We start from the raw sequence: 19,415 nt of genomic DNA on the forward strand, positions 1-19,415 counted from the left end.
AAGTTAGAGAACGGCGGAACGCCGCAGATCGCGGGCCTTGGTGAGGATGATGTCCTCGAGGCGCTGCAGCGTGGCGGCCTGCACCGGGGCTTCCACCCAGACGCCATTCTGCAGCACCTGCCGGCTGGCGGCGACGCGCAGCGCATCGGCGCGCAGGTCCTGATCGAGGATGGCGACCGAGACCTTCACCCGCTCGTTGGGATTGTCGGGATCTGCATACCAGTCCGTCACCAGCACGCCGCCGTTCGAATCCGCCTGCGTCAGCGGCATGAAGGACAGCGTCTCCAGGCTGGCGCGCCAGAGATAGGAGTTCACGCCGATGGCCGTGACGCGCGATGCGGCGAGGTCCGTCCGCAGCCGCTCGTCGTCACCGCCACCGCAGGCCGAAAGGGCGAAGGTGGCCATGCCGAGCATGGAAGCGCCAGCAATCTGGCGGGCAAAGGCGGGAACGGAAGAAAATGCCATCATTGGTCCTGTAAACTCGAATGAAAGGCCGCAAGCCAGCCTTTGCAACGGGTGCCCTCTATAACGGGCATGTCGTCTGCGGCAAGGCGCAGCACATGCCTGCGCACAAAAGCGCCGAATCGGCGTGAACCCCTGCTTAATGCGCGGCGCCCCGGGGCGGGAGTCTGTGGACCGGCTGCAACAGTATGAAAATAAGGCGAAGGCGGAGATAGCATTGTCTGGAATTTGTCGTGGGCCGGGCGTAGCCCAATAGAGTCCGTTGCGACTCGCGAGATTCGGGGAACCACCTCGTTCAGCAAGAGTCCATCGGACAGGGAAGAAATGGGTGTCATGAGCAAGTTGCGCAAAGGATTGGCAGGAAAGGTGGCGCTTGGCGCGTCCGCCGCGCTGCTGGCCGTTGCCGTGCCGGGCACCGGCCTTGCCTTCGTGTCGCTGGATGGCGGCGCTGCCACCGAAACCGATAGCACCTTCATCGCCTTCACCCCGGCTGACGCCGATCCGCGCCTGGCCCGCTTCCTGGCGGAACGTGGCAGCGATGCGCGGATGATGCGCTTCACCCCGGCTGGCGTGGCTGCATCGCAAGCCGCGCGTTCGATTACGGTCGCCGTGCGGGTCGATCCGGAAACGGCCGATGCCCTTGCCGCGCGCTCGGTCATCGACGGGTCGCGCAAGAATGCACCGGCTTCGGCGCTGCGCGTCACGCCCACCCGCTACAACCTCGGCCTGGCTCGCGGCTACAGCAGCTTCGCCCAGGCTCCGGCGGCCGCTGCCCCGGCCAGCTCGCGCCTGTCGCGCACCATTGCCCGGACGGAGATGCCGGACCTGGCCGATTTCACGCCCTCGCGGGGCGCCCAGCAGGAACCCAGCCGGTTCGCCGCGCGCATCGCGCTGGATGAAGATCGCACCGCCGACAATGCCGCGGTTTCGGGCGAGCGCCTGACCGACCAGATGCTGGACGTTACCGGCAGCTATTCGCTGACGCGCAATCTCGATATCACCGCGGGTATCCGTTACGAGCAGGATCGCGACCTGTTGCCGGTTCCCAATATCGATCAGCAGGATAGCCAGGCCGTCTACATCGGCACGCAGTTCCGCTTCTGACCGGACGAGAAATCATTGCATCCCATGCACCCCGCTTCGGCGGGGTTTTATTTTGCGCAACACCCGTGCCTTCTTTAAGACTGAAGGCGACACGATTCCCCAACAGGAGATTTGGAAATGGCACGCGTTGCAGTCGTTACCGGTGGCACCCGCGGCATTGGCCGCGCAATTTGTGAAGCCTTGCAGGCAGACGGCTTCAAGGTAGTCGCCAATTATGCCGGCAACGAAGAAAAGGCACGCGCCTTCACCCAGGAAACCGGCATCCCGACCTACAAGTTCGACGTGGGTGATCATGCCGCGACGCTGGCTGCCTGTCAGAAGATCGAGGAAGAGGTCGGCCCCATCGATGTGGTGGTCAACAATGCCGGCATTACCCGTGACGGCACGCTGCTGAAGATGAGCTACGAGGAGTGGGACGATGTCATGCGCACCAACCTCGGCGGCTGCTTCAACATGGCCAAGGCGACCTTCGCCGGCATGAAGGAACGCAAGTGGGGCCGCATCATCAACATCGGCTCGATCAATGGCCAGGCGGGCCAGTACGGCCAGGTCAACTACGCCGCTGCCAAGAGCGGCATCCACGGCTTCACCAAGGCGCTGGCGCAGGAAGGAGCGCGCTACGGCATCACCGTGAACGCCATCGCGCCGGGCTATATCGATACCGACATGGTCGCTGCCGTGCCGGAGAACGTGCTGGAGAAGATCGTCGCCAAGATCCCGGTCGGCCGCCTTGGTCAGGCCAGCGAAATCGCCCGCGGCGTCAGCTTCCTCGCTGCGGAAGAAGGGGCCTTCGTCACCGGCTCCACGCTGTCGATCAACGGCGGCCAGCACATGTATTGACGGGGCGACCGGTGGGCGACCTCTACCACCCGCCGGTCAAGCGCTCGATCGAGATCGCCGGGCACAAGACCTCGATCAGTCTCGAACCGCTGTTCTGGGACCTGCTGCGCGACGCGGCGGAGCGCGCGTGCCTGCCGCTCAACGCGCTGGTCGCGCGCATCGATGCCGAACGGATCGAGGCCGAGCATCCGCCCGGCCTCGCAACTGCCATCAGGTTGTGGCTGGTCGCCGACCTGCGCCGGCGCACCGATCAGTAATTGGCCTGATCAGTAATTGGCTGGCGGATCGCTGGCAGGGAAGCTCTCGTCGCCTTCCTCGTCCACCATGTCCCAGGTGTCCTTCGGCTTGTCGGCCATGGCCTCCGGCCCGGCATCGCGGATCTGCTGGAAGTTCTTGCCGCCGGCCTGGCCGGAGGCAAAGGCTTCATTCTGCTGCGGACGGATCTTCTTCTCGTAAAAGCGGTAGCCCGCGTAACCGAGGGCACCGAGGGCTGCGAGTTTGAAAAGCATGGGAGTGTGCTCCTTTCCTTCACCTCACCAACGCGCAAGTGGCGGGAAAGTTCTGCAACAGTGCCAAAATCGGGCGTCCAATTGTTGTGGTTGACCCCAATCCTTCCGGTCTGCACACATCCATCATGACCACGCACAAACCGATCCGCAAAGCCGTGTTCCCCGTCGCGGGCCTCGGCACCCGCTTCCTGCCCGCCACCAAGGCCATTCCCAAGGAATTGCTGCCGATCGTCGACCGCCCGCTGATCCAGTACGCGGTGGACGAGGCACGCGAAGCGGGGATTGAGCAGATGATCTTCGTCACCGGGCGCGGGAAGACCGCCATCGTCGAGCATTTCGACATGGCCTACGAGCTGGAAGCCACGATGCAGGAGCGCGGCAAGGACATGTCCGTGCTCGATGCCACGCGGGCGACGCCGGGCGACATCATCACCGTGCGCCAGCAGGTCCCGCTCGGGCTCGGCCACGCGATCTGGTGCGCCCGCGCCATCGTGGGGGACGAGCCCTTCGCCATTCTCCTGCCTGACGAGATGATGGTGGGCGAGCCCGGCTGCATGGCGCAGATGGTGCAGGCCTACAACGAAGTCGGCGGCAACCTGATCTCGGTGCTGGAAGTGCCGCAGGAGGAAGTCTCCAGCTACGGCGTGATCGACCCGGGCGAGAGCAAGGGCGCGCTGACCGAGGTGAAAGGCCTGGTGGAGAAGCCGCCGGTGGCCGAGGCGCCGTCGAACAAGATCATCTCCGGCCGCTACATCCTGCAGCCCGAGGTGATGCGCACGCTGGAGAACCAGGGCAAGGGTGCCGGCGGCGAGATCCAGCTGACCGATGCCATGGCGCGGATGATCGGCAACCAGCCGTTCCACGCCGTCACCTTCAAGGGGCGCCGCTTCGACTGCGGCAGCAAGACCGGGTTCGTGGAAGCCACCCTGGCCCTGGCGCTGGAGCGCGAGGACATGGGCGAAGAGGTGCGCCGGATAGCAAAACGGCTGCTAGAGAACTAGCAGCCGCCTATCCCGTCCAAAGGATAATTGCCTAACTTATTCGGGGCCGCCGCGCGCCGCGGTCGCGCTGTCTTCGGTCTCCAGGTCGGCGAACATGTAGGGCAGCGGGTTCACCGGCTCGTCCGCCACGCGCACTTCGTAGTGCAGGTGCGGGCCGGTGGAACGACCGGTCGAACCGACATAGCCGATCAGGTCACCCTTCTCGACTTCGTCGCCCGGACGCACCGAGTAGCTCGACAGGTGGGCGTAGCGGGTTTCCAGCTCACCGCCGTGGCCGATCTGCACGTAGTTGCCGTAGCTGCCCCAGTACTGGGCCATCTCGACCACGCCGTCAGCCGTGGCATAGACCGGCGTGCCGCGCGGGGCGGCAAGGTCGACACCGTTGTGACGGCGGCGCTGGCGCAGGATCGGATGATCGCGCATGCCATAGCCGCTGGTGAGGCGCACGCCGTCGACCGGCATGCGCGACGGAACCGAAACGGCAACGCGCGGGGCCGGAGCGATATCGCCGGCAGCGGTCACGCGGCCGCCGTCTTCCAGATCTTCCCAACTGGCGAAGAGTTCGGTGAATTCGGCATCGTCGCCCATCAGCGGGGCATCGACCACGGTGCTGGTGTCGATCGCGCCGCTTTCGGGCGCCTCTTCCGCCACGGCCGGACTGGCGACAGCCATGGAGCCGATGGCGATAATGCTGGCGATCTTGACGAGCATACGATCCCTTTTTGCTTCTCGTCCGGCGCCCTCGGGAGCCTTCGTCAGTTCATTCTGCGTGGCCCCGTCCGGGCCATTCGCTTTGTCTGTGGAGATGGTCGGAACCTTCCGCCGTCTCGTGCATTTGTTGCGTATGCGGGGAAGTATTAACTAGGCAATAGCCCCGTAGAATTCCCGCGACAGACCGGCTGCAAGACGCGCTGAGTCGTTGAACGGTGGTTTCAGCGCCCCGTGAAAGTGGCGTTTCACCAGCATTTTCCAGTGATTTTTCGGCTCCTTGCCGCGCTTGCGACAAAAAGCGTCGAAATGACTTGCGCCCGCTGCGACGTGACGGATTTCGTCGTCAAGGATTCTTTGCAGGATCGCCGCGCCGCGCTCATCCCCTTGTGATTTCACGCGTTCGAGCGTCGCCGGGGTCACGTCCAGCCCCCGCGCTTCCAGCACCATGGGCACCACGGCCAGCCGCGCGCCGACGTCGTACGCCGTCTCTTCGGCGGAACGCCACAGGCCGCCGTGCACCGGCAAGTCGCCATAGGCAGCGCCCTGATTCGCCAGGTGCCGCTCGATTACGGCGAAATGCATCGCTTCGTCCGCAGCGACGGAGAGGAAGTCGGCGATGAACCCCTCGCCCATCTCGCCGCCGAATCGCCCGACCATGTCCAGTGCCAGGTCGATGGCGACGAATTCGATATGTGCGAGGCTGTGCCACAGGGCGATGCGGTTGCGCGCTGAGCCGCCCTTGCCGCGCTTGGGCATCCGGCCCGGCGGCAGCACCTGCACCTCGTCCGGCCAGGCGGGGCGATCGGGCATGGCCACGCTGAACCGGGTCGGCAGCTCGCCGCGCCGCCAGGCCCGCACCAGCGCGCGGGTCGCCTTCACCTTGCCGCGCTTGTCGCCGGTCAGCAGGGCGGCGCGAATGGCCTGCGAGAGATCGTCACCCAAGGGCACTGAAGGGCACCTAGAGCGCCTTGGCGGCTTCCAGCACCTCGGCCACGTGGCCCTTCACCTTCACCTTGCGCCAGACGCGCGCGATCCTGCCATCGGCATCGACCAGGTAGGTGGTGCGCACCATGCCCATGAAGGTCTTCCCGTACATCTTCTTCTCGGTCCAGATGCCCAGCGCATCGGACAAGCCATTCTCTTCCGGGTCGGAAGCCAGCGGCACGGTCAAGTCGTGCTTGGCGATGAACTTCTCGTGCCGCGCATAGGCATCCTTCGACACGCCCAGCAACGCGGCACCGGCCGCCTCGAAATCCGCCTTGGCCGCGCTGAATTCCACGTTCTCGGTGGTGCAGCCGGGCGTCATGTCCTTGGGGTAGAAGAACAGCACCAGCTTCTGTCCGCGGAAGTCCGAGGGCTTGATGGTGGCGCCATCGGCACCTTCCATCGCCACGTCGGGCATCATGTCGCCTTCGCCGGGAAGGTTGTCGCTCATCAGTCAATCTCCAGTGTCTCGCCGAAATGCTCGGCCCATTGCGCGGCGATGCATTGCCTTGCCTCGGCCAGGGTTTGCAACAGGGCCTTATAGCTGTCCTCCCCGCAGGCCTGCGCCAGCACCGCGCGGGTCGCCTCGATCGGCTCGGCTCCGTCGGGGGCGAAAAGGCGCTCGGCAATGAGGAAGCGGGTGATGGCAAGGTGGTGCTCGGCATAACCATGCGGCAGCAGCCCGGCGTCGACCAGCGCGGCAATCGCCTTTTCCAGCGCCGGGTCGAGGCCGATCCCTTCGCGCAGTTGCAGGTAGTGGATCAGGAACTCGCTATCGACGAGGCCACCGCGCACCAGCTTCACGTCGAGCGGGCCCTGCGGCGGCTTGGCCGCGAACATCTCGGCGCGCATCTCCAGCACGTCGGCCTTCAGCTTTGCCCCATCGCGATCGGCACACAGCGTGTCGCGGATGATCTTGGAAAGCTCCTCGCGCGCCGCCTCGGAGCCGAAGATCGGCCGCGCCCGGCCAAGTGCCATGTGCTCCCAGGTCCAGGCGGATTCATGCTGGTACTTCTCGAAGGCAGTAAAGCTGACCGCGATCGGCCCCTGCTTGCCTTGCGGCCGCAGCCGCGTGTCGATCTCGTAGAGCGCACCCTCCGCCGTCGGCACGGACAGCGCCGCCGACACCCGCGCGGCCAGGCGATTGTAGTAGAGCGAGGGGGAAAGCGGACGCTTGCCGTCGGAATCACCCAGCTCGTCACCCGTGTAGAGGAACACGATGTCGAGATCGGACGCATGGGTCAGCGCCCCGCCGCCCAGTCGTCCGAGCCCGAGGATGGCCAGTTCGCTGCCGGCGATTTCGCCGTGCTTCTCGCGGAAATCGGCAATCGCCGCCTCGGCCCCGGTCTGCACGGCGGCCTCGGCGATGCGGCACAGCCCCTCGGCAATGTCGAGCGGGTCGTGCCGGCACTCGACCATCTGCACGCCCAGCGCGAAGCGTTCGTCGCCCACCACCTGCCGCAAGCGGTCGAGCCGCGATTCGTAGTCGCTCTCCTCGCTCGCCCGCATCCGCTCGGCCAGCACCTCGACGCTTTCGGGAAGCTCCATCGCATTGGGATCGATCAGCGCGTCGAGCAGCTCGGGCCGACGGGCCAGCTCGTCCGCCAGCGGCCGCGCCTGGGTCAGGATGCGCAGCAGCCGGTCGAGCAGGCCGGGGCGCTGTTCGAACAGGCGGAACAGGTTGATCGCGGTCGGCAGGCGGGTGAGCAGCGTCTCCCACCGGGCCAGCGCGTGATAGGGATCGGGCGCATTGGCGATGGCATCCAGCAAGTCGTCGCGCATGGCGTCGAAAGCCTTGCGCGCCTCCACCGAGCGCAAAGCCCGCACGGAATTGCGCCAGTGCTCCACCCGTTCGTCGAACCGCTCGCGGAACTCGCCGGCGACGCTGACGGTGGTGCGTTCTTCCTCGGCATCCTCGCCCAGCAGGTCGCCATAGCGCGCGGCCACCTCGCCGGTGATCCGGCGCAGTTCCTCGACCAGCGCCGCGCCGTCGGGCAGGCCTTCCAGCCGGGCGACATTATCGATCCGCTCGGCAGAGTCGGGCAGTGAATGGGTCTGGCGGTCCTCGACCATCTGCAGGCGGTGCTCGATCACCCGCAGCCGGTCGTAGGCGTCGCCCAGCACGCGGGCATCCTCCGCGCCGATAATCTGCGCCTCGGCCAGCGCATCCAGCGCTGCGCGCGTGCCGCGCTGGCGCAGTTCGGGGATGCGCCCGCCGTAGATCAGCTGGTGCGTCTGGGCATAGAACTCGACTTCGCGAATGCCGCCGCGGCCCTTCTTGATGTCGAAGCCCGGCCCCACCTCGCGCGTGCCCTTGTAGGCCTGCCGGATACGCGCGGTGAGCCGGCGCACTTCCTCGATGGCGGTGAAGTCCAGGCTCTTGCGCCAGATGAAGGGGCGCAGGTCTTCGAGGAAGGCCTCGCCCGCGGCAATATCGCCCGCCGCCGAGCGCGCACGAATGAAGGCGGCGCGCTCCCACGCGAGCGCGCTCGATTCATAGTGCGACATGGCCGCGTTGAAGCTGATCGCGAGCGGGGTGACCTCGCTCGCCGGGCGCAGCCGTAGGTCGACGCGCATGACATAGCCCTCGCCCGTGGGTTGCGAGAGCAGCTCCACCAGCTTGCGGGCATAGCGCGCCGCGGCCTCGCCCGGCTCGTCGCGGTCGAGCCGCGGCAGGCGTTCCGGGTCGAACAGCAGGATCGGGTCGATGTCAGATGAATAGTTGAGTTCGTGCGCGCCCTGCTTGCCCAGCGCCAGCGCGGTGAAGCCCTGCACCTCGGCATCCTCCACCCGGTGGCGGATCACCGCGGTAATGGCCTCGTCCAGCGCGCGGTCGGCGAAGTCGGACAACTCGCGCATCACCCGCGTCACGTCGAAGGCCCCCGCAAGGTCGCCCACGGCCAGTACCAGCGCCAGCGACAACCGCTCGCGCCGCAGGGCATCGCCGGTGTCCGCCGCGCCCTCGCCATCGGCCCTCGCCTGCGCCAGCGCCCCCTCGCCATCGCCCGCCTGCATCAGCGCGACGAGTTCGGGGCGACGGTCCATCGCCCGCTTGAGGAACGGGGCATGCGCGGCAGCGCGATCGAGAGCGGATTGCCAGTCGGCGGTCATGGTTCGGGAATGCCGCCGCTGCTCGCCAAGGGCAAGTGCCGCTTCCCAAGCCATCGCATTGCGGCGCCTCAAGTAATCAAGTATCTAAGATAAGTATCTCGACTCTAATAAGGAATTCTAGCTGAATACGATGTAACAGATGCTTCCAATAGGGGGGAATAATGACTCATCCTTGCCATGAAATATCGCTTTATAGTGGAATTGAATACAGCGACTTCCAATTTATTTCTCCCCCGCAAAACTTCATGGACCTGCTGATGCGGTGGCTCCCGGAGGTGCTGCAACTCTACTTCTCCGCTCGCGCACGCGCCCAGGGTGCTGCGCAAATGAAATATGCCGAGGATTGCGAGCACTGGGGGCGGGAATGCTTCTACAAGTTCGGCGAATACGCCACCCGCGACATCTACCCCATCGAACACCAGGTGCGCACGTCGTTCGTGCCCGGTGTCGGCGCCGTCAGGCGGTCGGAGCTCAGGGCCGCGGTCGAGTGGAAACTGATCGTCGGCTGCGCCCGCCGCGGTGAAGTGGAAGAGACCAAGGTCGATCCGCTGAGCCAGTCCTCTTGGCAGGGGTTGCTCGATTCGGCGCGCAATTACGGCGCGAAGCCGCGCGAGTAACGCGCCCGCGCCGGGCAGGTGCGGAGCGGGTGTGGAAGACGAAGCCTTGCGGGCAGGAAGCGGCCCTGCCACATGGCGCTGCAATGTTAGTTGCTCCTGAAAGGAAGCCCATGCTTCGTCTTGCCGCGCCGCTTGCCCTGCTGGCGCTCGCCGCCGCCTGCTCGACCTCCGAAGAGGTCGAGTCGAACATTTCGCTCGAAACGCTGCAGAATGGCGTCCGCACGCTTTCCTCCGACGAGTTCGAAGGCCGCATGCCGGGAACGCAGGGCGAAGAGCTGACCGTTGCCTTCCTGGTCGAGCAGTTCGCAGCCGCCGGCCTGCAGCCGGGCAACAACGGCAGCTGGACGCAGGAAGTGCCGCTGGTGGAAATCACCGGCAGCGATTTCGCCCCGCTGACCGTGGGCACGCAGCAATTCGCCCACGGCGATGACTGGGTGGGCGTCAGCTATCGGCAGACCCCCAGCACCACGCTGGAGAACAGCGAACTGGTCTTCGTCGGCTACGGCATCAACGCGCCGGAGCGCGGCTGGAACGACTATGAAGGCGTGGACATGGCCGGCAAGACCGCGCTGATCCTGGTCAACGATCCGGACTTCGCTTCGGACACGCTGGAAGGCACCTTTGATGGCCGGGCGATGACCTATTACGGCCGCTGGACCTACAAGTTCGAGGAGGCCGCCCGCCAGGGTGCCGCCGCCGCGCTGATCGTGCATGAGGATTTCGCCGCCAGCTATGGCTGGAACGTGGTCGAATCGAGCTGGACCGGCGCGCAGGCCTATGCCGACACCGGCGGTGACGGCAGCGACCAGACGCTGATGAACGGCTGGGTGTCGAACGACACGGCTGGCGCCATCTTCGCCGCCGCCGACATGGACATGGCGGAAATGGTGCAGGCCGCCAGCCAGCCCGGCTTCAAGGCCGTGTCGCTGGGTGCACCCGTTTCCACCAGCTTCACCAATTCGACGCGCCGCTACACCTCGCGGAACGTCATCGGCGTGCTGCCGGGGGCGGAGCGCCCGGAGGAATACATCCTCCACACCGCGCACTGGGATCACCTTGGCCGCTGCACGCCGGACGCGGAAGGCGACGACATCTGCAACGGCGCGACCGACAATGCCTCCGGCACCGCCGCGCTGGTTGCCCTGGCCGAGGCCCACGTCGCAGCCGGCGCGCCCGACCGCAGCCTGGTATTCCTGGCGGTAACGGCGGAAGAGCAGGGCCTGCTCGGCGCAGAATACTACGCTGCCAACCCGGTCTTCCCGCTGGCGCAGACCGTGGCTGGCGTGAACATGGACGGCATCGCCATCCGCGGCGAAACGCGCGACGTGAACGTGCGCGGCGGCGGCAAGAGCGAGTTGGACGACTACCTCTCCGATGCGCTTGAAGCGCAGGGCCGCGTGGCCTCGCCCGACCCGGCTCCCGAAGCCGGCTACTACTACCGTTCCGACCACTTCCCGATGGTGAAGCGCGGCGTGCCGATGTTCTACGTGAAGTCGGGTCTCGACATGGTCGATGGCGGCATGGCAGCGGGCGAGGCGCTGGAAGCCGCCTATCGCTCCGATGCCTATCACGGCCCGAACGACGAGTACGACGAGAGCTGGGACTGGTCGGGCATCATGCAGGATCTCGACCTCTATTTCCGTCTCGCGCGGATGCTGGGCGATACCGACGACTGGCCCGAATGGAACGAAGGCGACGAGTTCCGCGCGATCCGCGAAGCCAGTTGCGCCGAAACCGCACTGGGGTGCTGATCGCATGACCTTCCGCATGCCCGCCGAGTGGGCGCAGCAGGACTGGATCTGGATCGGCTTTCCCGCCCATGCCGACCTGTGGGAGGAGGACCTCCTCCCCGCGCAGCAGCAGATGGCGGCCTTCGCCAATGCCGTGGCCGAGACCGGCCAGCAGGTGCGACTGGTGGTGCGCGATGCCGCTGCCGAAATGCGGGCGAAGGAACTGGTCTCTGGCGCGGTAGCGATCGAGCAGCATCCCTATGGCGACATCTGGCTGCGCGACACCGGTCCGCTGACCCTGCTCGATCCCGACGGCCAGCGCCGCGCGCAGGGCTTCGGCTTCAACGGCTGGGGCGGCAAGTTCATCATGGCAGGCGACCAGGACACCGGCCCCTCGCTGGCCTCGGCCGGCGGCCTGCCCTACCAGCGGGCCGACTGGATCCTGGAAGGCGGCGCGATCGAGACCGACGGCACCGGGCTGGTGGTGACGACCGAGCAATGCCTGCTCAATGCCAACCGCAACCCCTCGCTCTCGCGCGAGCAGATCTGGGCCAACCTCCAGCGCGACCTCGGCTTCGAGCGGATCCTGTGGCTGGGCGATGGCCTGGCGGGCGACCATACCGACGGCCATGTCGACAACCTGGCACGCATGGTGGGCGCGAACACCGTGGCCATTCCCGTCGCCAGCGGGTCTGACGATCCCAACGCCGCCGTCTACGATGACGCTCGCCAGCGGGCGCGCGATTTCGGGCTGACGGTGCGTGACATCCCCTCCCCCGGCCTGATCGGCGAAGACGACGAGGCGGAACCCGCCAGCTATATGAATTTCGCCATCTGCAATCACGTCGTGGTGGTGCCGACTTATGGCTCCGCACACGATGACGAGGCGGTGGCGGCGATCGGCGAACTCTTCCCCGGACGCGCTGCCGTGGGTCTGCGCGCCGATGCAGTCCTTACCGGCGGCGGCAGCTTCCACTGCGCCAGCCAGCACGTGCCGGCGGCAGGCGGATAAGCGCAGGCTGAAGGGTGGCAAAGAATTCCTTGCCGCTCACGGGCTTGCCCGGATGGCTAACGGAGGGCTAGTCGCGCTGGTATGAAACGCCTGACGCATCTTGAACGTCTCGAAGCCGAGAGCATCCACATCATTCGCGAAGTCGCCGCGGAGGCGACCAAGCCGGTCATGCTCTATTCCATCGGCAAGGATAGCGCGGTCATGCTGCACCTGGCCAAGAAGGCCTTCTATCCTTCGCCGCCGCCCTTCCCGCTGATGCATGTCGACACCACCTGGAAGTTCCAGGACATGTATGCCCTGCGTGAAAAGAGCGCGCAGGATGCCGGCATGGACCTGATCGTCCACCGCAATCCCGAAGCCGCGGAAAAGGGCATCAACCCCTTCGACCACGGGCCGCTGCATACCGACATGTGGAAGACCGAAGGGCTGAAACAGGCGCTGACCATGCACGGCTTCGACGCGGCCTTCGGCGGCGCCCGCCGCGACGAGGAAAAGAGCCGCGCGAAGGAGCGCATCTTCTCCTTCCGCACCGCCAGCCACGGGTGGGACCCGAAGAACCAGCGCCCGGAACTCTGGAACGTCTACAACACCAAGAAGGCCAAGGGCGAAAGCATTCGCGTCTTCCCGCTATCCAACTGGACCGAGCTCGACATCTGGCAATACATCATGGCCGAGAACATCGAGATCGTGCCGCTCTACTACGCCGCCCTCCGCCCGACCTACGAATACGAAGGCGGCCTGTTCATGGCCGACGACCTGGAGCGGCTGGAAAAGGTGATGGGCCGCCAGCCCGAGATCACCATGCGCAAGGTGCGCTTCCGCACGCTCGGCTGCTTCCCGCTGACCGGCGCGGTGGAGAGCGAGGCGGAAACGCTGGCCGAGGTGGTGCAGGAAATGCTGCTCACCACCACCAGCGAACGCCAGGGCCGCGTGATCGACCAGGACGAAGGCGGTGCCGGCATGGAGAAGAAGAAGCAGGAGGGCTATTTCTGATGGCCGACAATCCCGCCAGCGAACCCTCCTACAAGGTCGATGCCCTGATTGCCGAGGACATCGAGAAATACCTCGAGCTGCACCAGACCAAGGGTCTGCTGCGGTTCATCACCTGCGGTAGCGTCGACGATGGCAAGTCCACGCTGATCGGCCGCCTGCTCTACGATTCGAAGATGATCTTCGAAGACCAGCTCGCCGCGCTGGAGGCCGACAGCAAGAAGGTCGGCACCCAGGGGCAGGAAATCGACTTTGCCCTGCTGGTGGACGGCCTGGCGGCAGAGCGCGAGCAGGGCATCACCATCGATGTCGCCTATCGCTTCTTCGCCACCGAGAAACGCAAGTTCATCGTCGCCGATACGCCGGGGCATGAGCAGTACACCCGCAACATGGTCACCGGTGCCTCCACCGCAGACCTCGCGGTGATCCTGGTCGATGCGCGCAAGGGCGTGCTGACGCAGACCAAGCGGCACAGCTTCATCGCGCACCTCCTCGGCATCAAGCACCTGGTGCTGGCAGTGAACAAGATGGACCTGGTCGACTACGACCAGTCGACTTTCGAACACATCGTTGCCGACTATCGCAGCTTCGCCAGCGAGATCGGCATTACCGAGTTCACGCCCATCCCGATTTCCGGCTTCAAGGGCGACAACATCACGCACGCGCCGTCTGACAATACCAAGTGGTACGCCGGCCCCTCGCTGATCGACCACCTGGAGACGGTGGAGATCGCCAATTTCGCCGCGCAGTCGGACAGCTTCCGCATGCCGGTGCAGTGGGTGAATCGCCCCAACCTCGACTTCCGCGGGTTCTCCGGCCTGATCGCCAGCGGCACGGTGAAGCCGGGCGATACCATCCGCGTCGTACCCTCGGGCAAGACCAGCACGGTGGAGCGCATCGTCACCATGGGCGGCGACCTCGACGAGGCCGTCTCCGGCCAGTCGGTGACGATCACGCTGGCGGACGAGATCGACGTCTCGCGCGGCAGCGTGCTGGCAGCGGCCGACGACCCGCCCGAAAGCGCCGACCAGTTCGAAGCCAACATCGTGTGGATGAGCGAGGATGCCCTGATCCCCGGTCGCGGCTACTGGCTGAAGCTGGCGACACAGACCGTCTCCGCGACGATCGCGCAGCCCAAGTACGAGATCGACGTCAACAGCCTCGAGCACCTGGCGGCGAAGACGCTGGGTCTCAACGCCATCGGCGTGGCCGAGGTCACCACCGACAAGCCGATCACCTTCGAGAGCTATGGCGACAGTCGCCAGCTGGGCGGCTTCGTGCTGATCGACAAGCTAACCAACGCGACGGTCGGCGCCGGCATGATCAACTTCAGCCTGCGCCGCGCGCAGAACGTGCACTGGCAGTCGGTCGACATCACCCGCGAACAGCACGCCGGCATCAAGAACCAGAAGCCCGCCGTGCTGTGGTTCACCGGCCTTTCGGGCAGCGGCAAGTCGACCATCGCCAACATGGTCGAAAAGAAGCTGTTCCGGATGAACCGGCACACCTTCCTGCTCGATGGCGACAATGTCCGCCACGGCCTCAACAAGGACCTCGGCTTTACCGAGCAGGACCGCATCGAGAACATCCGCCGCGTGGGCGAAGTGGCCAAGCTGATGGCCGACGCCGGCCTGATCGTGATCACCGCCTTCATCAGCCCGTTCCGCGCCGAACGGCAGATGGTGCGCGACATGCTGCCCGAGGGCGAGTTCATCGAGGTGCATGTGGATACGCCGCTGGAAGTCGCCGAAGCGCGCGACGTGAAGGGGCTCTATGCCAAGGCGCGCTCTGGCCAGCTGAAGAACTTCACCGGCATCGACAGCCCCTACGAGGAGCCTGAATCGCCCGAGATCCGCATCGACACCACGGCGATGACGCCCGAGGAGGCGGCGGACCTGATTGTCGACAAGTTGCTGGGCGATGCCTGACATGGATGACGCCGCCCTCGCCGCGCACCTCGCCGAATGTGCCGGGCGCATCCTGCTGGAAGTGCGCGCCAGCGGCATGTTCGAAGGCAAGGCGCTGGGCAAGGCGGGCGACGAGACCGCCAACCAGTTCCTCGTCCATGCCCTGCGCCAGCAGCGCCCCGACGACGGCCTGCTGTCGGAGGAAAGCAAGGACACCGAGGAGCGCCTGTCCAAGTCGCGGGTGTGGATCGTCGACCCGGTCGATGGCACGCGCGAGTATGGCGAGGCGCGTTCGGACTGGGCGGTGCACGTCGGCCTGGCCGTGGATGGCGAACCGGTGACCGGCGCCGTCGCCTTGCCGGGGCTCGACGGTGGGATGGTGCTGCGCACCGACCAGCCGGGGCCGCTGCCCGCCGCTGCCGACAAGCCGCGCCTCGTCGTCAGCCGCACGCGCCCGGCGGCCGAAGCCGTGGCCGTTGCCGAAGCCATCGGCGGGGAGCTGGTGGGAATGGGCAGCGCCGGGGCCAAGGCCATGGCCGTGGTGCGCGGGGAAGCGGAAATCTACCTGCACTCGGGCGGGCAGTACGAATGGGACAGCTGCGCACCTGCGGCCGTGGCCAAGGCGCACGGGCTGCACATCAGCCGCATCGACGGTTCGGCGCTGGTCTACAACCAGCGCGATACCTACCTGCCGGACCTGCTGATCTGCCGTCCCGAATGGGCAGAGCGCGTGCTGGCCGAGGTGAGGGCGCTGGCCGCGACCTGAAATCTAAACAGTTTGCTAACGTTTGGGGCCTAGCCTGGTGGCCATGAAACGTGCGCGCGCCTTTGTTATCCGCCGGGTAGCCCGAGATTCGCAGGAGATCCTGCGTATCGCGATCACCAGCGCCTGCGCCGTTGCACTGATTGCCGCCGGGCAGTCCTTCCCGCTCTAGACGACCAGCTTCCACAAGGCTCCGACAGCGGCACCGCCCAGCACCAGGGCGGTGGCGACCTGCCATTGTCGCGGCGTCACGCGACCGAAGGCGCGGTGGCCGAACCAGTCGCCCAGCAGCACCGCCGGAAACAGCGCCAGCGCCAGCTCGACTTCGGGCAGGCCGCCCACGTCCAGCCAGACGAAGACCGCTGCCGTGAGCGGCGTCACCACCAGGAAGATCGCCATCATCGACGCGCGCGCCACTTTCGGCTCCAGCCGACCGCGCAGGTAGAAGGGGGCCATGCCCGGACCCGGCATGCCGGCGAAGCCGCCGAAGAAGCCGGTGAAGAACCCCGACAGCGCCATGGCCGGATGGCGCGGCATGACCAGCTTGCCCAGCGGCACCACCACCAGCACGAAGGCTCCCAGCGAAACTAGCGCGATCAGCATGCGCGCCCAGCCGGTCGGCAAGGCGGTCAGCGCCCACAGGCCCAGCGGCATGCAGGCGATGGCCAGCACGGCTATGGGGATGGCCGAACGATCGGCATCGCGGCGCACGCGGCCAAGGTCCGTCAGCCCGATCAGGAACAGCGAGATGAGGCCGATCAGCACGGCCGCACTGGGGGAAATCGCCAGCTGCAGCACCGGCACCAGCACCACCGACAGCCCGAAACCCGCCAGCCCGCGCACGAAGCCGGCGGCCACGGCGGCCAGTGCAGCGACGATCACGGCTTGCGGCTCGAACCCGAACACGGCGTCAGACCAGCTTAACCAGCGCGGCCACGGCGGCGGCACCCAGCACCACGCCGACGAAAGTGCGCCATAGCTTGTCGCTGACCTTGCCGAAGGCGAGCGAGCCGACCCAGTTGCCGAACAGCACCACCGGGAACAGCGCCAGGCCGAGCACGACCACGCGCGTCTCCAGCACGCCGATCGCGGCGCCCGAACTGACGCCGGCGAAGGCGGCGACGCCGAACACCGCCACCATCGAGGCCTTGGCCGTCACCCGCGGAATGTCGCGGCCGACGTAATAGGGCACCACCGGCGGCCCCGGCATGGCGGCAAAGCCGGTGAGGATACCTGCCGACAGGCCGGTCAGGCCCGTGGTCAGCGCGCCGGGCTGGTCGGCCGCGCGGCGCGGCAGCAGGACGGCGAAGAAGGCGGACAGTGCCACCAGCGCAATCAGCAGCCGCGCCAGCGCGGGCGGCGTGGCATCGAGCAGCATCAGCCCCGGTGCCGTCGCCAGCAGCACCAGCACGCTGATGGTGATCGCGCTCTTCTCGGCATTCTTCACGATCAGCCGGATCTCGCTGAAGGCGAGCAGCCCGGCCATGATGTTGATCGCCAGCACGGCCTGCACCGGCGTTAGCGCCAGGGCCAGGATCGGCACCAGGATGATGCCGAAGCCGAACCCCGTCAGCCCACGGATGAAGGCCGCGCCAAGTGTCGCCGCCACGGCGATGGCGATCTGGACCGCAGTAAAACCGGCGAGCAGTTCCAAGGCTTATCCGCGCAGGTCCGGCGGGGTCGCTTCGGCGCGCAGCTTGGCGATGGCCTCGTCCAGCGAAAGGAACTGCTGCTCCTTCTCGCCCAGCGTGCGCATCGCGACCGTGCCTTCCTCGGCCTCGCGATTGCCGACCACCAGCAGGTGCGGAACCTTCGCCAGCGAGTGTTCGCGCACCTTGTAGTTGATCTTCTCGTTGCGCAGGTCCGCCTCGACCCGGATGCCCGCGGCTTCCAGCTTGGCAACGGCCTGCCTGGCATAGTCGTCGGCGTCGGAAACGATGGTCGCGACCACCGCCTGCACCGGGGCGAGCCACACCGGCAGGCGACCGGCGAAGTGCTCGATCAGGATGCCGATGAAACGCTCGTAGGAGCCGAAGATCGCACGGTGCAGCATGACCGGGCGGTGCTTCTCGCCATCCTCGCCGACATAGGTCGCATCGAGACGTTCGGGCAGCACGCGGTCGCCCTGGATCGTGCCCACCTGCCAAGTCCGGCCGATGGCATCGGTGAGGTGCCATTCCAGCTTGGGCGCGTAGAAGGCGCCCTCGCCCGGCAGTTCTTCCCAGCCGTAGTCGTCGTTGGCCATGCCGGCTTCGGCCACGGCGTCGCGCAGTTCCTGCTCGGCCTTGTCCCAGTCGGCATCGGAGCCGAACCGCTGCTCGGGACGCAGCGCCAGCTTGATCGCATAGGTGAAGCCGAAGTGCTTGTAGACGCGGTCGGCCAGCTCGATGAAGGCGCGCACTTCGCTGACCACCTGGTCCTCGGTGCAGAAGATGTGCGCGTCGTCCTGCGTGAACTGGCGCACGCGCATCAGGCCGTGCAGCGCGCCATGCGGCTCGTTGCGATGGCAGCAGCCCATTTCGCCCAGCCGGATCGGCAGGTCGCGATAGGAAGTGATGCCCTGCTTGAAGACCAGCACGTGCGCCGGGCAATTCATCGGCTTCAGCGCCATCCAGTCGGCATCGCCGGAGACGATCTCGCCTTCATCCTCGGTGTTGGGCACCTCGTCGGGGATGACGAACATGTTCTCGCGATACTTGCCCCAGTGGCCGGACTGTTCCCACTGGCGGGCGTCCATCACCTGCGGCGTCTTGATTTCCTGGTAGCCCGCGCCGTCCATCTGGCGGCGCATGTAGGCCTCCAGCTCGCGCCAGATCTTATAGCCGTTGGGATGCCAGAAGACGCTGCCGTGCGCCTCTTCCTGCAGGTGGAACAGGTCCATCTCGCGGCCCAGCTTGCGGTGGTCGCGCTTGGCAGCCTCTTCCAGCCGGGTGAGGTGGGCGTTGAGCTGCTTCTTGTTGAGCCAGCCGGTGCCGTAGATGCGGGTGAGTTGCGCATTGCGCTGGTCGCCGCGCCAATAGGCCCCGGCGACACGCATCAGCTTGAACGCCTGTGGATCGAGCTTGCCGGTGCTGGCCAGGTGCGGGCCGCGGCACATGTCGAGCCAGGCGCCGTCGGAATTGGGCTCGCCCGACCAGTAGACGGTCAGTTCCTCGTCCTCGGGCAGTTCCTTGGCCCATTCGGCCTTGAAGGTCTCGCCTTCCTTTTCCCACTTCGCGATCAGCTGTTTGCGGCTCCAGACCTCGCGTACCAACGGCTTGTCGGCCTTGATGATCTCGCGCATCCGCTCTTCGATCTGCGGCAGGTCGTCCATCGAAAAGGGCGGGCGGCTGTCGGGCGCCTTGACGTCGTAATAGAAGCCGTCGTCCGTCGCCGGGCCGAAGGTGATCTGCGTGCCGGGCCAGAGCGACTGCACCGCCTCGGCCAGCACGTGGGCATAGTCGTGGCGGACCAGTTCCAGCGCGTCGTCCTCGTCGCGGCTGGTGATCAGCGCCAGCTCCGCATCGCCATCGAAGGGGCGGTTGAGGTCGCGCACTTCGCCGTCCACCTTCGCGGCCAGCGCCGCCTTGGCGAGGCCGGGGCCGATCGCGGCGGCGACATCCGCCGGGGTGGAGCCGGGCTCCATCTCGCGCACCGAACCGTCGGGCAGGCTGATCTTCAGTAGTTCCGTCATT

Annotated in this window: 19 protein-coding genes and 1 pseudogene; 11 read left to right on the forward strand and 9 right to left on the reverse strand. The window is 66.3% G+C overall.

The features are described 5' to 3' along the window. Positions 1-3 precede the first annotated feature (3 nt). The gene (locus OZN62_RS08850; RefSeq protein WP_269102140.1) at positions 4-414 is read right to left on the reverse strand and encodes a DUF3576 domain-containing protein; all 411 of its coding nucleotides are present in this window, start codon (positions 412-414) and stop codon (positions 4-6) included. Positions 415-795: 381 nt separating this feature from the next. Between OZN62_RS08850 and OZN62_RS08855 the strand changes: the two genes are divergently transcribed. The 3 genes from OZN62_RS08855 (at position 796) to OZN62_RS08865 (ending at position 2,663) form a co-directional block, all read left to right on the forward strand. Further along, positions 796-1,566: a hypothetical protein gene (locus OZN62_RS08855; protein WP_269099244.1), complete on the forward strand. Its 771-nt coding sequence runs from the start codon at positions 796-798 to the stop codon at positions 1,564-1,566. A 117-nt stretch (positions 1,567-1,683) separates the two neighbouring features. Beyond that, the gene (gene phbB, locus OZN62_RS08860; RefSeq protein WP_269099245.1) at positions 1,684-2,406 is read left to right on the forward strand and encodes an acetoacetyl-CoA reductase; all 723 of its coding nucleotides are present in this window, start codon (positions 1,684-1,686) and stop codon (positions 2,404-2,406) included. Continuing rightward, on the forward strand, positions 2,403-2,663 hold the full coding sequence (locus OZN62_RS08865) for a ribbon-helix-helix domain-containing protein (protein WP_442864368.1): 261 nt from the start codon (positions 2,403-2,405) through the stop codon (positions 2,661-2,663). The genes phbB and OZN62_RS08865 overlap by 4 nt, the downstream gene beginning before the upstream one ends. Positions 2,664-2,672: 9 nt before the next feature. Here OZN62_RS08865 and OZN62_RS08870 read toward each other — a convergent pair whose 3' ends face one another. Continuing rightward, complete coding sequence (locus OZN62_RS08870; protein ID WP_269099246.1) at positions 2,673-2,915, reverse strand: hypothetical protein; 243 nt, start codon at positions 2,913-2,915, stop codon at positions 2,673-2,675. 125 nt (positions 2,916-3,040) lie between these two features. Here OZN62_RS08870 and galU point away from each other — a divergent pair, with 125 nt between their 5' ends. After that, positions 3,041-3,916, forward strand: a complete 876-nt coding sequence (galU, locus tag OZN62_RS08875) for a UTP--glucose-1-phosphate uridylyltransferase GalU (RefSeq protein WP_269099247.1) — start codon at positions 3,041-3,043, stop codon at positions 3,914-3,916. A gap of 36 nt (positions 3,917-3,952) precedes the next feature. Here galU and OZN62_RS08880 read toward each other — a convergent pair whose 3' ends face one another. The 4 genes from OZN62_RS08880 to glnE form a co-directional block, all read right to left on the reverse strand. Next, positions 3,953-4,627 carry a M23 family metallopeptidase gene (locus tag OZN62_RS08880; RefSeq protein ID WP_269099248.1) on the reverse strand — a complete coding sequence of 225 codons (675 nt, stop codon included), beginning with the start codon at positions 4,625-4,627 and terminating at the stop codon, positions 3,953-3,955. 150 nt (positions 4,628-4,777) lie between these two features. After that, on the reverse strand, positions 4,778-5,569 hold the full coding sequence (locus OZN62_RS08885) for a ferritin-like domain-containing protein (RefSeq protein WP_269099249.1): 792 nt from the start codon (positions 5,567-5,569) through the stop codon (positions 4,778-4,780). Positions 5,570-5,585: 16 nt separating this feature from the next. Beyond that, positions 5,586-6,062 carry a peroxiredoxin gene (locus OZN62_RS08890; RefSeq protein ID WP_269099250.1) on the reverse strand — a complete coding sequence of 159 codons (477 nt, stop codon included), beginning with the start codon at positions 6,060-6,062 and terminating at the stop codon, positions 5,586-5,588. Beyond that, positions 6,062-8,776 (reverse strand): bifunctional [glutamate--ammonia ligase]-adenylyl-L-tyrosine phosphorylase/[glutamate--ammonia-ligase] adenylyltransferase, encoded by a 2,715-nt coding sequence (gene glnE / locus OZN62_RS08895; RefSeq protein WP_269099251.1) that lies wholly within the window; start codon positions 8,774-8,776, stop codon positions 6,062-6,064. Before glnE ends, OZN62_RS08890 begins: the two co-directional genes overlap by 1 nt. Positions 8,777-8,967: 191 nt before the next feature. On the opposite strand from glnE, the gene OZN62_RS08900 reads away from it, so the two are divergent. The 7 genes and pseudogenes from OZN62_RS08900 to OZN62_RS08930 all read left to right on the forward strand — a co-directional run bounded on the left by OZN62_RS08900 (position 8,968) and on the right by OZN62_RS08930 (position 15,913). Further along, a complete protein-coding gene (locus tag OZN62_RS08900) occupies positions 8,968-9,339 on the forward strand; it encodes a hypothetical protein (RefSeq protein WP_269099252.1) in 372 nt (123 codons plus the stop codon). A gap of 110 nt (positions 9,340-9,449) precedes the next feature. Then, the gene (locus OZN62_RS08905) at positions 9,450-11,090 is read left to right on the forward strand and encodes a M28 family peptidase (RefSeq protein WP_269099253.1); all 1,641 of its coding nucleotides are present in this window, start codon (positions 9,450-9,452) and stop codon (positions 11,088-11,090) included. A 4-nt stretch (positions 11,091-11,094) separates the two neighbouring features. Beyond that, positions 11,095-12,081, forward strand: a complete 987-nt coding sequence (locus OZN62_RS08910) for an agmatine deiminase family protein (protein WP_269099254.1) — start codon at positions 11,095-11,097, stop codon at positions 12,079-12,081. Between the two features lie 78 nt (positions 12,082-12,159). Further along, a pseudogene (gene cysD, locus OZN62_RS08915) lies at positions 12,160-13,074 on the forward strand (sulfate adenylyltransferase subunit CysD); the annotation flags it as partial. Beyond that, positions 13,074-14,999 (forward strand): sulfate adenylyltransferase subunit CysN, encoded by a 1,926-nt coding sequence (gene cysN, locus OZN62_RS08920; RefSeq protein ID WP_269099256.1) that lies wholly within the window; start codon positions 13,074-13,076, stop codon positions 14,997-14,999. The pseudogene cysD and the gene cysN, both read left to right, overlap by 1 nt. A 1-nt stretch (position 15,000) precedes the next feature. Then, entirely contained in the window at positions 15,001-15,744 is a 744-nt protein-coding gene (locus OZN62_RS08925) for a 3'(2'),5'-bisphosphate nucleotidase CysQ (RefSeq protein ID WP_269099257.1), read from the forward strand. Between the two features lie 43 nt (positions 15,745-15,787). Continuing rightward, complete coding sequence (locus OZN62_RS08930; protein ID WP_269099258.1) at positions 15,788-15,913, forward strand: hypothetical protein; 126 nt, start codon at positions 15,788-15,790, stop codon at positions 15,911-15,913. On the opposite strand, the gene OZN62_RS08935 is transcribed toward OZN62_RS08930, so the two are convergent. From OZN62_RS08935 to thrS, 3 genes are read right to left on the reverse strand one after another with little or no spacing between them, the layout of a single operon-like run. After that, positions 15,910-16,689 carry a sulfite exporter TauE/SafE family protein gene (locus tag OZN62_RS08935; protein WP_269099259.1) on the reverse strand — a complete coding sequence of 260 codons (780 nt, stop codon included), beginning with the start codon at positions 16,687-16,689 and terminating at the stop codon, positions 15,910-15,912. The two genes, OZN62_RS08930 and OZN62_RS08935, sit on opposite strands and share 4 nt — an antisense overlap. Next, on the reverse strand, positions 16,652-17,395 hold the full coding sequence (locus tag OZN62_RS08940) for a sulfite exporter TauE/SafE family protein (protein ID WP_269099260.1): 744 nt from the start codon (positions 17,393-17,395) through the stop codon (positions 16,652-16,654). The genes OZN62_RS08935 and OZN62_RS08940 overlap by 38 nt, the downstream gene beginning before the upstream one ends. A gap of 3 nt (positions 17,396-17,398) precedes the next feature. Beyond that, on the reverse strand, positions 17,399-19,414 hold the full coding sequence (thrS, locus tag OZN62_RS08945; protein ID WP_269099261.1) for a threonine--tRNA ligase: 2,016 nt from the start codon (positions 19,412-19,414) through the stop codon (positions 17,399-17,401). Position 19,415 lies beyond the last annotated feature (1 nt).

The sequence above is a fragment of the Aurantiacibacter sp. MUD11 genome, assembly GCF_026967575.1.
Taxonomy (GTDB): domain Bacteria; phylum Pseudomonadota; class Alphaproteobacteria; order Sphingomonadales; family Sphingomonadaceae; genus Alteraurantiacibacter.

What these genes read in the sequence shown, in the direction of transcription:
- glnE (WP_269099251.1), bottom strand. Translation starts at nt 8,776, where the DNA reads ATGGCTTGGGAAGCGGCACTTGCCCTTGGCGAGCAGCGGCGGCATTCC.
- OZN62_RS08850 (WP_269102140.1), bottom strand. Translation starts at nt 414, where the DNA reads ATGCTCGGCATGGCCACCTTCGCCCTTTCGGCCTGCGGTGGCGGTGAC.
- OZN62_RS08925 (WP_269099257.1), top strand. Translation starts at nt 15,001, where the DNA reads ATGGATGACGCCGCCCTCGCCGCGCACCTCGCCGAATGTGCCGGGCGC.
- thrS (WP_269099261.1), bottom strand. Translation starts at nt 19,414, where the DNA reads ATGACGGAACTACTGAAGATCAGCCTGCCCGACGGTTCGGTGCGCGAG.
- OZN62_RS08880 (WP_269099248.1), bottom strand. Translation starts at nt 4,627, where the DNA reads ATGCTCGTCAAGATCGCCAGCATTATCGCCATCGGCTCCATGGCTGTC.
- galU (WP_269099247.1), top strand. Translation starts at nt 3,041, where the DNA reads ATGACCACGCACAAACCGATCCGCAAAGCCGTGTTCCCCGTCGCGGGC.
- OZN62_RS08910 (WP_269099254.1), top strand. Translation starts at nt 11,095, where the DNA reads ATGACCTTCCGCATGCCCGCCGAGTGGGCGCAGCAGGACTGGATCTGG.
- OZN62_RS08870 (WP_269099246.1), bottom strand. Translation starts at nt 2,915, where the DNA reads ATGCTTTTCAAACTCGCAGCCCTCGGTGCCCTCGGTTACGCGGGCTAC.
- OZN62_RS08930 (WP_269099258.1), top strand. Translation starts at nt 15,788, where the DNA reads ATGAAACGTGCGCGCGCCTTTGTTATCCGCCGGGTAGCCCGAGATTCG.
- cysN (WP_269099256.1), top strand. Translation starts at nt 13,074, where the DNA reads ATGGCCGACAATCCCGCCAGCGAACCCTCCTACAAGGTCGATGCCCTG.
- OZN62_RS08900 (WP_269099252.1), top strand. Translation starts at nt 8,968, where the DNA reads ATGGACCTGCTGATGCGGTGGCTCCCGGAGGTGCTGCAACTCTACTTC.
- OZN62_RS08905 (WP_269099253.1), top strand. Translation starts at nt 9,450, where the DNA reads ATGCTTCGTCTTGCCGCGCCGCTTGCCCTGCTGGCGCTCGCCGCCGCC.
- OZN62_RS08855 (WP_269099244.1), top strand. Translation starts at nt 796, where the DNA reads ATGAGCAAGTTGCGCAAAGGATTGGCAGGAAAGGTGGCGCTTGGCGCG.
- phbB (WP_269099245.1), top strand. Translation starts at nt 1,684, where the DNA reads ATGGCACGCGTTGCAGTCGTTACCGGTGGCACCCGCGGCATTGGCCGC.
- OZN62_RS08890 (WP_269099250.1), bottom strand. Translation starts at nt 6,062, where the DNA reads ATGAGCGACAACCTTCCCGGCGAAGGCGACATGATGCCCGACGTGGCG.